The organism is Variovorax flavidus, assembly GCF_030317145.1.
Lineage (GTDB): Bacteria > Pseudomonadota > Gammaproteobacteria > Burkholderiales > Burkholderiaceae_C > Variovorax > Variovorax flavidus.
The window spans coordinates 86744-100551 of sequence record NZ_JASZYE010000013.1 but is presented as its reverse complement, the minus strand read 5'-3'; the positions used below and the strand labels follow the sequence as shown (position 1 = coordinate 100551).

At 63.1% G+C, this 13808-nt stretch carries 12 protein-coding genes; 6 read left to right on the top strand and 6 right to left on the bottom strand.

Translation table 11 applies throughout. The features are described from left to right. Positions 1 to 1487: 1487 nt before the first annotated feature. Positions 1488 to 2360: a tol-pal system protein YbgF gene (ybgF, locus tag QTH90_RS29605; protein WP_286668150.1), complete on the top strand. Its 873-nt coding sequence runs from the start codon at positions 1488 to 1490 to the stop codon at positions 2358 to 2360. A 228-nt stretch (positions 2361 to 2588) separates the two neighbouring features. On the opposite strand, the gene QTH90_RS29600 is transcribed toward ybgF, so the two are convergent. After that, on the bottom strand, positions 2589 to 3602 hold the full coding sequence (locus QTH90_RS29600) for a LysR family transcriptional regulator (RefSeq protein ID WP_286668149.1): 1014 nt from the start codon (positions 3600 to 3602) through the stop codon (positions 2589 to 2591). A gap of 137 nt (positions 3603 to 3739) precedes the next feature. Here QTH90_RS29600 and QTH90_RS29595 point away from each other — a divergent pair, with 137 nt between their 5' ends. Then, entirely contained in the window at positions 3740 to 4729 is a 990-nt protein-coding gene (locus QTH90_RS29595; protein WP_286668148.1) for a Bug family tripartite tricarboxylate transporter substrate binding protein, read from the top strand. A 470-nt stretch (positions 4730 to 5199) separates the two neighbouring features. On the opposite strand, the gene QTH90_RS29590 is transcribed toward QTH90_RS29595, so the two are convergent. Beyond that, positions 5200 to 5367 (bottom strand): type II toxin-antitoxin system VapB family antitoxin, encoded by a 168-nt coding sequence (locus QTH90_RS29590; protein WP_286668147.1) that lies wholly within the window; start codon positions 5365 to 5367, stop codon positions 5200 to 5202. A gap of 267 nt (positions 5368 to 5634) precedes the next feature. Between QTH90_RS29590 and QTH90_RS29585 the strand changes: the two genes are divergently transcribed. From QTH90_RS29585 to QTH90_RS29575, 3 genes are all read left to right on the top strand, one after another. After that, entirely contained in the window at positions 5635 to 5928 is a 294-nt protein-coding gene (locus QTH90_RS29585) for a type II toxin-antitoxin system Phd/YefM family antitoxin (protein ID WP_286668146.1), read from the top strand. Positions 5929 to 6649: 721 nt separating this feature from the next. After that, positions 6650 to 6973, top strand: coding sequence for a hypothetical protein (locus QTH90_RS29580; protein ID WP_286668145.1), 324 nt, complete (start codon positions 6650 to 6652; stop codon positions 6971 to 6973). 293 nt (positions 6974 to 7266) lie between these two features. Beyond that, positions 7267 to 8634 (top strand): amidohydrolase family protein, encoded by a 1368-nt coding sequence (locus tag QTH90_RS29575; RefSeq protein ID WP_286668144.1) that lies wholly within the window; start codon positions 7267 to 7269, stop codon positions 8632 to 8634. 130 nt (positions 8635 to 8764) lie between these two features. Here QTH90_RS29575 and QTH90_RS29570 read toward each other — a convergent pair whose 3' ends face one another. The 3 genes from QTH90_RS29570 to QTH90_RS29560 form a co-directional block, all read right to left on the bottom strand. Continuing rightward, positions 8765 to 9328 carry a MarR family winged helix-turn-helix transcriptional regulator gene (locus QTH90_RS29570; RefSeq protein ID WP_286668143.1) on the bottom strand — a complete coding sequence of 188 codons (564 nt, stop codon included), beginning with the start codon at positions 9326 to 9328 and terminating at the stop codon, positions 8765 to 8767. Beyond that, positions 9303 to 9911: a gamma carbonic anhydrase family protein gene (locus QTH90_RS29565; protein WP_286668142.1), complete on the bottom strand. Its 609-nt coding sequence runs from the start codon at positions 9909 to 9911 to the stop codon at positions 9303 to 9305. The genes QTH90_RS29570 and QTH90_RS29565 overlap by 26 nt, the downstream gene beginning before the upstream one ends. Positions 9912 to 10159: 248 nt before the next feature. Continuing rightward, on the bottom strand, positions 10160 to 11074 hold the full coding sequence (locus QTH90_RS29560) for a LysR family transcriptional regulator (protein WP_286668141.1): 915 nt from the start codon (positions 11072 to 11074) through the stop codon (positions 10160 to 10162). Between the two features lie 18 nt (positions 11075 to 11092). Here QTH90_RS29560 and QTH90_RS29555 point away from each other — a divergent pair, with 18 nt between their 5' ends. After that, positions 11093 to 12220 (top strand): zinc-dependent alcohol dehydrogenase family protein, encoded by a 1128-nt coding sequence (locus tag QTH90_RS29555; protein WP_286668140.1) that lies wholly within the window; start codon positions 11093 to 11095, stop codon positions 12218 to 12220. 378 nt (positions 12221 to 12598) lie between these two features. On the opposite strand, the gene QTH90_RS29550 is transcribed toward QTH90_RS29555, so the two are convergent. After that, positions 12599 to 13804 carry an iron-containing alcohol dehydrogenase gene (locus QTH90_RS29550; RefSeq protein WP_286668139.1) on the bottom strand — a complete coding sequence of 402 codons (1206 nt, stop codon included), beginning with the start codon at positions 13802 to 13804 and terminating at the stop codon, positions 12599 to 12601. Between the last annotated feature and the right edge of the window lie 4 nt (positions 13805 to 13808).

Sequence of the window (13808 nt, the reverse complement as noted above, 5' to 3'; positions counted from 1 at the left end):
CCACATCAGGCCGGTCAGTATGGTTCTGATTCGCATGCTGGCTCCATCGAAGGTTGGCAATCGCCAGGCGATGCCCGGCCCCTTTTTGCTGCTCGCTGTCTCCCGTTTCTGTATCCCGATCACTTCTGGCACACGGCCAACGCGACGAGTGCTTCGTTGCATTCATCTCGGCGTGGATTCGCCAAGCCAAGCTCTACTGGAGGGCGAGAAACTACTGGTGTCGCTAGCGGCCATGGGGCTTCAGAAGGGGGTGCCACGGCCTCGCCAAGACTGAGAGCCCTGATCACATCGGAGGCCGTCTCTGGGGGCTGACCAGGTTGGGCCTGTTCCGGCTGTGTCTGATGCTCCCGCAAAGGCCCTTCCGGATCGGACGTCACCCTCACGATTGAGCTGCTGCGTTCGCGAGCAACTGCGTCGCCTGCGCGCCTTACGCCACTCAGGTTTTCACCAGTGAAAGCGGTTTGAGCTTGCTCAGCATCCGCCCCGGGGTTCTGCCAATCGCTGACGCCCCTCCGCATGAGGTCATAGCCCATCGCAGTCGCAAGGGAGAACGCCAGCGCCAAGATGCCGATCACCAAGGCGTACGCGGTGCCGGGCCTGGCGGCCAAGGGCTCAACTCGCGTGCCGACGGACGGCTCCTTCGGCCCGGCACTAACTGCCTCATTGGCAGCGTTCTCCACCACAAGCACACTGATCGCTCCCTCTTCTTCTGGCTGCAATGTGTCAGCGAAATCCGCCTCGACTGGACATTCCGCTCGGCGTCGACCGCGCGTGGGCCCAACAGCCGAATGTCGATCGTTCGCGCCCCTCCCCCCGGACTGATCCTCGCCACAAGATCGGCAAAAACGGTCGTCCTCCTGAAGTAACTCTGCACAACGCATACAGGGCGACAAGGCCGATGTGTCCACAAATTCGGCCTGACTCTCCGGAGCGAGGCGGCGCTTACTTCCAACCCGCATCCGACCGCGACCGCTTGATCGCCCTGCTCATTTCCGAATGAAATTCTTCCATCGCCCCCCCACAATCTGCGGCCGAAACCTCAGCCGCCCCTCAATGTAATACCAAAGACCTCTTTAAGCGAATTATGCGAGGCGATCACATGGCCTATGCCGCTCGCTTAGGAGCCGGAAGCAACTCTCAGGACTCCGGTTCATCGAACAACTTTTCCGACGCCAGGAAAAGCGCTTCGGTGCGCGCTTACGAGACGACACAGTCGCCATCCGCGAACGGTGATCCTGTCGGGCGTGTCTGTCTCCCAACTCGGTATGCAGGGATGTGCGGATCTTCATCAGCTCGTTTTCCCTCAGAACTCCCGCACCGCAGCGAAGCGTCCAGCGGCTAATCGCAATCGCCCAACAGCGGGTCGCGGCGGCTTGTTCGCTGGGCAAATCCCTGCACGCCAAACCTGGAGACATGGCGTCATGACCCTACTTGCCTAAGTCTGTTTCCTTCAGGATCAAATTGACAGCCGCCTTGGAGGAACGAATATGTCCGGATCGAGCACACCCAGCGCGCTCGGCATATCGAGCGGCTTCGCTGGGCTGGGCCTGGCCCCGCTGACTGTCTTGGGGGTGGTTTTCTGGGCTTTTTTAGGCGGCGACTTTCGCCGCCTGGTAGGTGCTGCATTGATGGGCGCGGGCGTGGCGTGCTCGCTGGGCTGCACCGTGGGGCATGGCCTGTATGCGCTTTCAGCCGCGAGCGCCATCGAGTTGCGACAAAAGGTCTCTAATTCCCAGCAGCGCGTCGCAGATGACCTGAGAAAAGCCAATGAGGACAACGTCCAGCTTCGTCGCAGCGTGCTCGATCTTTCCAACCAGATGGAGGAGTTGCGCAACGAAGTGGCAATCGTGCGCGGACAAAACGAGGGACTGGCCCATGGCATGGCCGATATGCAGCGAAGCCAGACGAGCACGGAACAAAGCGCTGGCGAGCGCAATGTTGAGTCGACCATGGTCTTGGTAGATGGCCAGCAGTTTGTCGTCGGGCCGGCCGAGAAGCATGAGTTTGATGCGGCGCTTGCCACCCTTCGCGAAGGCGACATTGCTCAAGCGCAAGATGGCCTTGTGGCTTTCGTCAAGCATTACCCCAGAAGCAGATACAAGCCCTCTGCGCTGTTTTGGCTGGGCAATGTCCAGTACACCCTCCACAACTACTCAGATGCTGAGGGCAATTTCCGGGCGCTGGTGACGGCCGAGCCCAGCCATCTGCGCGCACCCGACGCGCTGTTGTCTGTGGCCGATTGCCAAGTAGAACTCATGAATGTCAAAGCGGCCCGCCGGACGCTTCAAGACGTCGTAGAGGCGTATCCAGACTCCGAAGCGGCGGACGTGGCCGAGGAGCGCCTTACAAAGCTCCAATGAGCCGGGCATGGGAAGACCCCCGAAGCACCCGGGGCCGGCGTCGCAAGGCAGCTATCGTAAAAACGACCGGCCATGATGGAACTCCGCTGTGGGGCTTGGCCTTCTCTACGTGGATTTCCGACCGCATTCGCGATGCTCCCCAAGGACATTTCGTCGCCGCCACGTGAATGGGCCCGCACGCCGAAGCGCTTTTCCAGTTGCGTGACATGTTTGCTCACACTGGCGTCTTCAACCCCCGTCTGCTCGCAACGCCGCCGACGCGCGGGAGCGACGCCCGATGGCCCAACGCGGCATGGACGTAGCAGGCGAACGAAACTCCCTTTGCTGCTCGATGTCGCGGAAGAGCTGGGTGACAAAATCCATGAACAACCTGACGCGAGCGATTCGCCGCGAGCTTGGCGGATACAGCAGGTTGACCGGCGGTACCTCCACGTCCATCTCCCAGTCGGTGAGTGCCGGAACCAGCATGCCGCTCGCGATTTCGCGGCCTTGCCGCTTGTGCCAGTCGAGCACCCGGACCACACCCGCGCCGGCGATGGCCAGATCGCGCACCATGTCCCGATGGGCGTTGTCGACCGTAAGCCAGCCGCCCGCCGTGATCGACACTTGTTCATCGCCGCGCCGGAACCGCCACAGGTCCATGACCGAACCATGGTTCGAGCGAATGCACATGCAGTTGTGATGCTCCAATTCACTCGGGTGCCGTGGCATGCCATTCGCCGCCCAATAGGCTGGCGCGGCACACACGACGAAGCCGGTGGCGCCGATCGGACGCAGCACTAGGTCGCCGACGGCTTGCGGCCAGCCCATCACCAGGAAGACGTCCACGCCGCGAACCTGCTCATCCGTGACCCGCATGAAGTAACGGATGTCCAACTGGATCTCCGGGTACATGGCCGCGAATCGCGGCAAGGCAGGCGTCAGGCACTCCTGCGCGATCACCGGCTGCACGCCGACCACGACGGTGCCTCGGGCGCGCGATGTCGAGGCACTCGCCTGCTCGTCGGCCAGGGCCAGTTGCTCGAGCGCGGGCAGGCAGGCCTCCAAGTAGTTGCCACCGGAGGCCGTGAGTGCGAGTCCCTGCGCATGCCGTTCGAACAAGGTTACGCCGAGTTCGCGCTCCAAGGCGCCGATCATCTTCGCGACCGCCGCCACACTCACGCCCAGCCCGCGCGAGGCGGCGGAAAAGCTGGAGGTCTCCGCCGCGGCGACGAAGTACTTGAGCGAACGCAGTTTGTCCATGCCGGCTCCCTTAACAATGCTCGACCGCTCAACGCTTCAACCGCTGGTTGAGGCCGTCGGCGCGCGTTGGAGTATTCCCTTTCTGCTTGCTGGCGGTCATATTGAGCGCATCCGTTCGTTGCGACAAGGAGCTCACGATGAACACCAGACGCCGTTCCTTCTCTCTGGCCGCCTTGGCCGCCGTGGGGCTTGGTGCCGCCGGCGCACCGGTTGCGCAGGCGCAGCCTGCCCCCTGGCCCACGCGGCCCCTAAAGATCGTGGCCGGTGGCGTTGGCAGCGTGACGGACATCCGCGCGCGCTGGCTGGCGGAGCGCCTGGGCAGCGCCTTCGGGCATCCCGTCATCGTCGAGAACAATGCCGCTGCCGGTGGAAACATCGGTGCCGCAGCCGTTGCGCATAGTGCTCCCGATGGCTACACGCTTCTGCTGATCCACCAAGGCACGGCCGCCTTCAATCCTTATCTCTTCGCACGCACCGGCTACGACCCGTTGGCCGACTTCGCACCGATCACGCGGTGGGGCCATGGTTCCCTGCTGCTGACGGTCGCGCCAGGCGTGCCGGTGAGCTCGGTGAGCGACCTCGTGGCGTTGGCAAAGACGAAGCCGGGTGCAATGAATTTCGCTTCGCCGGGCGTCGGCACGCCGCCGCATCTGGCCAGCGAGTTGTTTAAGCGGGCAGCGGGCATCGACGCGGTCCACGTTCCCTACAAGGGTGGCGGAGCCATGATGGCCGCGCTGCTTGCGGGTCAGGTTACATGGGCCATCGAAGGGCTCACGGCTCAGCTGCCGCATGTGCGCACCGGATCACTGCGTGCACTGGGCGTGACCGGCGCAACGCGATCGCCTTCGCTGCCGGAGGTTCCGACGATCGCCGAAGCCGGCGTTGGGGGCTATGAGTTCGCCGGCTGGACTGGCATCGCGGCGCCGGCTAACACTCCTCGGCCGGTTGTCGATCGCATTCACACCGAGATCGCGCGGGTCAGTTCTACCGACGAGGCTCGCGCTTGGTTCGCCAGCGGCGGTGCGGAGCCCGGCCTCATGACGCCGGAGGCGTTCGGCGAATTCATCCGCAGCGAGAACATGCGATGGGGCCAAGTGATCCGGGAAGCCGGCATCAGGATGGAATGATGGACCCAAGCACGGAGTTGCTCGCCTTGATCAACGCCAACTGACGGCGCAGGTCGTCCGCGCGGCCTGTGAACTCGACATTCCTGGCCACTTGCTGAAAGGCAATTGCAGCCTGGATCAACTCGCCGGTGCAACCCGGTGTCACGCGCCATCGTGGTGTGGCCCGCAGTCACCTACCGAACGCTCAATGCCGCCCACAGCTCATCGAGGTTGTATGGTTTGAGAAGTAACGACTCCTCACTCCCCAGTCCTGCGGACCGTGCGCAATGCCTGAGGCCAGGTCGCCGGTTCCCCAAGAGGCGAGTCCGACCAGTCGTGGGTGCGCATCAGGGCGTCCATGCTCCCGCCGTCTCGAGGGAAGCGAGCGTCCAGGACGGCAGGTGAATTCATAGATCGGAATGAAAACGAACCTGTTGAGGATATTTGCGCCAGTCGGCCTGAAGCCCTCCTTGGCGGAGAGCCGGCGCATGTCAGGCGACATCACAACGCCCTCCGAGCGCAATGAGGCGCTTGCCCGCCTGAACACGCACGAACGTGCGGATCGCCTCTCGAAAGATCTCGGCCTTGTCCATGTCGGGATCGGCCATTTCTAAGGCTTTCTCGAAAAGAGAGTCTTCGATGGTGACGGCGGTGCGCATGGCTAGCCCTGACTCATTCCTGATTCCATTTTGCAATCAACCCGCATCTGATAAAGCGTCAAAGAACCCCCGGGGCGCGAACCCAGCGGCAAATCCACCAAGAGAGGGTGGAGGAGTCAATTGATGCACCGGCGTGGAACGTTGGACAGATTCGGAACCATGCCTCAAAACACACACGTAAGGTGCGTACCAACCTCCGGCCGCAATTGCAGGCTGCAAGTTTCGCCGCAAGAGTGATTGACGCAAACCTTAACGGATACTGCAAATATGCCTTTGAGAGCGTCAGACATTGTTCCCTTCAGCGAAGCGCGCGCCCGGCTCACCGAGCTGGCCGAAGACGTGGTCGGCAACGGCTCCGAGAAAGTGCTGACCAAGAACGGTGCGAGCTACGTGGCCTTGGTCGATGCACGCCGGCTGGACTACTACCATGCCCTCGAGTCGGAACACGCCAACCTTGTGCTGGCTGAAGACGCCATCGCTGGCCTACGGCAAGCCTTGGCGGGGCAATTCGTGTCTGACGAGAAACTGGACGAGGCACTCGGCATCACATCGGCGCCGTGAGCATTCCCGTCAAGGCAAGGGTTCGGGCGGTTTCGAACTTTCTGACGTGCCGACACGCTGCACGTAGCTTCATTAAGGAATAGGACGCCACATCTGCGTCGGTGCGCTTCAAGAAATTGCAAGCTGAAGTGAACAAAGCGCGGGCAGTTGGCCAGCCCGAGTTGCGGGAGTTGGTGCTGGCTCGCCACGCAATGCTCTATGCGCACGCCGAGCGGGAAGTGGTTGCTTTCAATACGGCACGAGCGTCGGTTGGGTTGCGGATCGCCCAAGCCATCCATCTGACGAACACTGAGGAAGGCCAAAGCGCCAGCAGCCGACCGGGAGAGGGCCTTACGGCGATGCCATCGCGCAGCATGGCATTCCAAAGCATGTGGGAGGCGTCGACACGGTGCCAACCTGAGCGACCTGTGACTCGCCATTGCGAGCCGCCCTGGCCCCTCGTTCGACATCCCGTCGCTATACTCCGCGTTGTCACGTCCACAAAGGCGTGGTCGGGATTGGCGTCCCGAGTAACCCGCTGCGACGCAAGCCGCAGTCTTTCCGCAGGGAGTCTGCGGCTTCATTGTTCGTGCCTCATTTTTTGGCGGCTCGAGCGGGGAGCCGCAAGGCTCGCCGGTTCGCGCAAGCGGGTTCCCGGTACGCCAACCCGTTCGAGCTGCCGCCTCCAATTGGCGTTGGGTGCGGCGGTTTTTGCAAACCCGAACCCGTTTGGAGACCATTCGTGGCCCACCCTATCTGTGCGCTCGCGCGCCGCCCCGACGATCCCCCCGACGGCGAGAACTCGCCTCCCACCATCAACGATCCCGCCGCACTGGCCAGACAAGTCGACGATGCGGTCAGCGCCACGAAAGAGGCGCATCGCGCCATCATCTGCCTTCGCGAACTGCTCGAACACGCGCTGAGTCCGAGCAGTGGCAAGGACCATCTGAAGCGCAATGAGGTGGGCGCTCTGGCGGAGCTGGTCTATGCGGAGTTCGAGCGCCGCACGCACGTCGCGTTGGCGACCATTGCCTCGATGCCAGTCACGAATACGGCCAAAGGCTAAGCCGACGGACGACAAAAAGGCCAGCCCCGGCGGCGGCAATCACGGCGAGCCGCGACACCCCGCAATCACCCCACTTTCTTGGCCGCCGAAGTGGGGTTGGGCCCTCCCTTGCCATCCAGGCTTCGAACGTGAATGGCGGCAATCAGTCTTCTTGCCACGCCGGAGGCGTTCTACGCACAGCGCAGCCGAACCCCGCGACACGGAGCAGAATCCGGAAATCTCGTCGAAACCAAGGAGGCTCATCACGCCGGTGGCGGGCCGGCGGGGCTCCTTGATCAAACCGGGGGACCACCATGCATGACAGCGACCCTGAGGGCAAGCGTCTTCCTATCAAGCTCGACAGCACCTCGAATGGCGAGTTCGCACCGGTGTCGCTTTGGCCGGCGAACATCGAGGCCAACCGCCTCGCACACGAGGCCGCTGCAATCAACGCGAAGCGGCTGGGATGCTCGAAGCGAGCGTTCCTGACCTCCTCCTGTGGTGCAGCCAGCACGCTGCTGGCCTTCAACGCGGCCAACGCCGCGGCCGGAAGGACCGGCGGCTTCTTCGAGTTGCCCCGCGACGCCATGCTGGATATGCAGCTCGCGCGCGCGCAGGTCGGCCCCGCCAAGCAGGAGTTCATCCTCGATGTCCAGGGCCACTTCATCGACACGCCAAAAGGCAATTCGAAGAGCGCGGAAGTTTTCCTCAAGGACGTGTTCATGGACAGCGACACCGACGTGATGGTGCTGTCCTTCGTGCCCTCCGCTCGCGACGCCGAGCCGGTCACGATCCAGGCCGCCGACGAGGTCCGCAGGCTGGTCGACAAGCTCGAGGGAACGCACCGGCTTCTGCTGCATGGTCGCGTCAACCCGAACCAGCCCGGAGACCTCGAGGGCATGGACGAGCTGCACGAGAAGTGGGGAATCAGCGCCTGGAAGACCTACACGCAGTATGGACCGAACGGCAACGGCTACTTCCTGCACGACGACGTCGGCATCCGGTTCATCGAGAAGGCTCGCGCACTGGGCGTCAGGAACATCTGCATCCACAAGGGGCTGCCGTTCGGACCACGCTCCTACGAGCACAGCCAGTGCAGCGACATCGGCGTCGTCGCCGGGCGTTACCCGGACGTGAACTTCCTGATCTATCACTCAGGCTTCGTCAGCACGGTGACCGAAAAGGCCTACGACGCGAGCGGTAAGAGCGACGGAATCGACACTCTGATCACGTCCTTGCGCAAACACCAGGTCAAGCCGAACAGCAACGTCTATGCGGAGCTAGGCAGCACGTGGCGCTTCCTGATGCGTGACCCCGAACAGGCGGCTCACGCCTTGGGGAAGCTGATCCTCGCGTGCGGCGAGAACAACGTGCTGTGGGGCACGGATTCGATCTGGTACGGCTCACCGCAGGACCAGATCCAAGCCTTCCGGACGTTCCAGATCTCGGCGCAACTGCGCGAACGGCATGGCTATCCCGAGATGACGCCTGCGCTGCGAGCCAAGATATTCGGTCTCAACGCCGCGAAGGTGTACGGCTTGACACCGGCGGAAGTGAAGCGATACACCTCCCGCGACTCGGTCGCCCGAAAGCGCATGGCCTACCTGGAGAAACCCGATCCTCACTTCAGGACCTACGGGCCAAAGACGCGACGCGAGTTCCTCCGAGTTTGCTGCCGGTGAGGTGTCGGCGAACGTCTGGGCCTTCTACGGGAACTGACGTCGGCGCGACCCCCGCGGCGATGAGTGCACCAACGTAGTTGTTCCGAGCTTGCCGCGCGGCGCGCCGTCGAGCGCGCAAAGGATTTGGGGGTCAGCGCGCGTCGTCGGCCGCGACCTCTCCCTCGATCTCCGTGGCCCGGCACCCCACCGGACATGCCGGACCGTCGCAGATGGCGTGATCGCAGAACCGACAAACGTTGCGCGCATAGGCTCGACTATCCACCGGCGCGGCCAGAAGCTTGTCGAGCAGCCCAACCATCGTGGCGCGCTCCTGCCGGGACAGAGTGCCAAGCAATCGATCGCAGGCGTGCAGGCGCGCCGACTGCAAACGCTCGGCTTCGACACGCCCAGCGGGCGAGAGGTCAAGCCAAGTCTCACGTGCGCCGCTCCGAGCTTTGAGCAACAACCCTGCGGCCATCAGCTTGTCGACGGCGCGTGAGCAGGCGGGTTGCGACAGGCCGACCACCCGGCCGAGTTCGACCACGCCAGTGGGAGCCCAGTAGTAGAGCCAGAGCAGGATCGCGGCGCTGGACTCCGAGTGGGTCTCCATCGTCGCGGTCATGGCGCGCCCGACTACGGCCCATAGCGCGCCCAGCTTGTTGGCCTGCAACGCCTTCGCTCGCGATAGCTCAGGAGGCAACATGATCGTGCGCATGCATGCGCAGCAGGGCCTTGGTGTAGCGCGGCATGAGGTTTTGCATCATCGAATCGCCGGGAGCGGGCCGCGTCGTGTTGAACACGTACTTCGGAAAGTCGAGCGTCTTCTGGATCGCCCAGATGCCCTCGTGGTCGCTGGCCGGCAGGAATCGGGCCGGTGCGCCGACGGCCACCCAGCCGATCGGGACCGTCGCGCCAGCCTCGAGCGCCGTGCGCAGATGAACTACCGCATTGATGCGCACCTCGCTGCCGCGCCCGAGCACCGCACCGTTGAAGACCGACGCACCGGTTGCGATGAACACCTCGTCTTCGACGGTGCATCCCACCAGGCAGGCACGCGGCCCCACCAACACATGGTCGCCCAGGCGCATTACTTGGTCTGGCACGCCGCGGATGACAGCGGTGTCCATGATCACGCAGTTCGCGCCGATTCGAATGGGGCCGCCTTCGGCCACGACCACGGCCCCGTGTCCGACGGAACAGTTCGGACCGATCTCGACATCGCCAGATATCACCGCACTGGAGGCGATACGGGTGGTGGGGTGGATCATCGGCGAGAAGTTGTTCGATTTCAGCAGCAAGGCATGCTCCATATATGCAGTCTGCATGTATTTTGACGCCGACTGCAGTTCCGCGCAAGTGCTGCGGATCGACTGCGCGTTGCGCGTGCATAAGGCGGCCATCGACGCGGCGCGGGCAGTTTTCTTGCCGCACGCGGGGAACTTGGGGTCCTCTTGAGCTGGCCTGGGCCAGGGATGCGCGACGCTGGCAGGGCGGCGAGCGATTGGGGCGTCCGGGGTGCAACCGTCTAGCCGCTATCGGGATGTGTTCAAGCTGCAGCGTCGCTTTGATAGGCGCGATTCAAGGCATCGCGCAACCACATCTGTGCACCGTCCTTGTCCACCGCGGCGCGCCAACACATCGATACGGAGTACTCCGGGCTCCTAAATGGCAGGGGCTCTTGGCGTAGGCACGCGCGAGAACACAGCTCTTCGGCCAGGTACGCCGGCACCGTAGCCAACAGATCAGTCCCAGCCAGTACCGACGGCACGCTGCCGAACTGCGGAATGGAGACCACCACATGACGCCGTCGGCCCATCGATTCCAGCGCATCGTCCACAAAACCCCGAACGTCTTCTGCGAACGTGACGAGCGCGTGCGGGCGGGTACAGAACTCGTCCAGTGTCATGGGCGGCGCGGCATGGTCTGCACGAAGCACGACATAGCGCGTTGAGCCGAGCTGCCGCACCTTTGCGTCCGCCGGCAAACTCTGCAAATAGGCCATTACAGTGTCGACTCGCCCCTCCTGAAGTTGCCGCATGGCGTCCCGATGGCTGACCGTCGCGACGATCAACTGTGCGAGCGGCACTTCCGCGCGGAGAAGCCGCAGCAGTCGCGGCAGTATGCAGATCTGCAGGTCATCGGTCATGCCGATTCGAAATACCGGCCGGGCCAGCCTCCGGTCGAACTCGGATTGGGCTCGCAGCGTGGTCTCAATCTGATCGAGCGCTGGACGCAAGCCCTCCATCAATGCGAGAGCGCGCGGGGTTGGCTCCATCAAACGCCCTTGGCGAACGAATAGAACATCACTGGTCAGCGCGCGTAGGCGACCCAGCGCGTAGCTGACGGCAGGCTGCCCGACATGCAGGCGTTGAGCCGCTCGGCTGACATGGCGCTCCTGCATGAGTGCCGCGAAAACGGTCAGCAGGTTCAGGTCGATCCGACCCAAGTCGATGGGGTTCACTATGAGCATCCTTGATGGGTGATTCGAATAGCAACTATCGAATCAATCGATTTCCTCCTGATCTTCGCGACTCCTACATTTGGTTGGCCAGTCGTCGCAACGGGCGTCGACACGAAAGTCAAGGAGATTCATGTGGCCAGGTTAGTTCGCTTTCACGCCTTCGGCGGCGCTGACGTTCTTGAAATTGAAGACGTTCCCACGTCCGAGCCAGGAGCCGGCGAAGTTCGTATTGCGGTGCAAGCCGTCGGCCTGAACTGGGCGGACGTGCTTTGGCGGCGCAAACATTATGTCGAAGACGCCGTGTTGCCTAGTGGTCTGGGAAACGAGGCGGCGGGTGTTATCGATGCAGTGGGCCCCGGGGTACAGGGCTTCCAAGTGGGCGACCGTGTCGCGGTTCTTCCGGGCGCGCATCAGGGTCGCTATCCCACCTATGGCGATCGCATCCTCTTTCCTGCCACGCACGTCGCGAAGCACCCGGCGAACCTCTCGGCCGCGCAGGCCGCCTCGGCGTACATGGCCTTCCTCACTGGCTACTTCGCCCTGTTCGAGATCGCGCGCCTACAGGCTGGCGACTCCGTGCTCGTGACAGGCGCTTCGTCGGGCACGGGCCTGGCGGCGCTTCAGATGGCGCGCGCGACGGGCCTGACGGCCATTGCTACCACGCGCACCACCGCCAAGCGCCAGACTCTGTTGGATGCTGGCGCGGCGCATGTGGTTGTGACAGAGGAAGAAGACGTGCTGCAGCGGGTTCTTGCGCTTACAGAAGGCCGCGGTGTCGATCTTGTGTACGACGGGGTTGGCGGCCCATTGTTCAATAGCTTGGGCGAGGCGGTTGCCCACCGCGGGTGGTACCTGCTCTATGGGCTTTCTGGCGGTGTCGATCTCACGTTCCCGGTGGCCGCACAGTTTCGCAACAGTTGGCATTTCCACGTTTACAAGGTGCTCGAATTCACCGGTTCCTCCTCGATGGGGTTGCCGCGCAACGAAAGTGCATTTGAGCGCGCCATGGCGTTCGTTCACAAGGGACTGTCGGACGGGACGCTGACTGTGCGAATCGACCGCACCTTTGCACTGCCTGACGTAGTTTCTGCGCACGAGTATATGGAGCGGGCGGGGCATGCTGGCAAGGTCGTCCTCATCGTCTGAGGTGAGCACGCGCCTGCTGCACTCGGGTGTCATAGCACCAAACGCGCAGCCGTCCGAAAGTCGAAAGACGAATCTCCCGCGGCACCGGTCGTCCTCGATGCGGAACATCGGTAAGCAAGCAGCGATCTCATCTTGTCGAAGCGATAGCGCCTCGGCGCGCAGGCTGGGCTTCGGCCGTCGGCCAGCTGCGGACATTCACGGCGATCCGGATGTACCTCCAGAGTCGCTCTTAGTCTCCAGTGCCTTGATTCGTTCGCGCAGCTTGTACCACTGCTTGAGCGTAGCCGCGTTGGACCCTGCAACGCGGTCGGACGAAAGCACCAGGGAAGGCCCGCGGCAATGTAGGTGCATTCGTTCATGGTTTTCGGGGGTAATGATTCAGAGGTCGCGCCCCTCAGCGCACGCACCGGCCAGCGCCAGAACAGCGCGCAGGTCTGCCGCGGTACGAATCGGACGCAGGTTGTTGTGTGTGACCTGGGGATGGTCCAGTGCGGGCTGGATGAATGACTCGACCTGCTCATCCTTCAACCCAAGGTCCGCCAGCGTTCTCGGCATGCCCAGTTGCACGAGCAAGCCCTCCAACACGTCGGCAAAAGACTCCGTCCGGTTCAGTAACTGCAGCATCCTGGCGTGCTGCGCTTGCGCGTGGCGCTCCAGCCACCGGGCCTGAGCCAGCATCAGCACGCAGGCCGCATCGCTGTGCGGCACACCGGCCAGCGGCCCGACGATATGCACCATCCAGTGGCTGAAGCCGTGCGGCACCGACATCTGTCCCATTCCGGTGTACCAGGTCGCCAGCTGGCAGTTGGTGAAGGCTTCGATGTCACTGCTGTCGTGCAGGCGCGGCAGGTTCTCAACATACAGCTGGATCGCTTTCTCCGCGAGCAGGCTCGCAAACGGATGCGGGTGCAGGGAGCAAGCCGTATTGATCGCGTGATCGAGGCCTCGCACGCCGGTCGACAGCAGCAGCGAAAGCGGGGTGCGGGCAAGGAGGGACGGGTCGTAGACGATGCCGCGTGGCGCGCCGTCCGGCACCACGAAGCGGGCCTTCAAGTGCGTCTGGTCATCGATCGGCGTGCTGACCGGCGTCCATTCCGAAGTGGCGATGGTCGTGGGAATCGCAATTTGCCGGATGCGAGGCACGGAGGTCGCGCCAGAGAGCATCTCGGTGCCATCGGCCGACATGCGCATCTGCAGTTGCAGCAACCGCTCACGGTCGAACACCTCTTCCGAAATGCAGAGCTGCATTGCCTTGCACATGTCCATGACGGAGCCTCCGCCCACCGAGACGATGACGTCGGCCTCAAGGTCGGACGCCTGCCTTGCCGCGGCCAGCACGTTCGAAAGCGGCGAATGCTCGCCCACCTTGTCGGTCACGCCGACGCAGCGGTCGCCGAGGGTCGCGACCAGTGTGGCGATGACGTCGCTGCGCGTGTTCAGCGTGCGCGAGCACACGATGAAGGCGCGGCGGTAGCCAAACCACTCCATCAATTCAGGCAGGGCCTGCGACGCGGCGACGTCATGCAGCACGCGTTCATGCCCCGTGAAACGGTAGCGAAGGCCCGGAGGGGTTGTGACGTTCATTTCT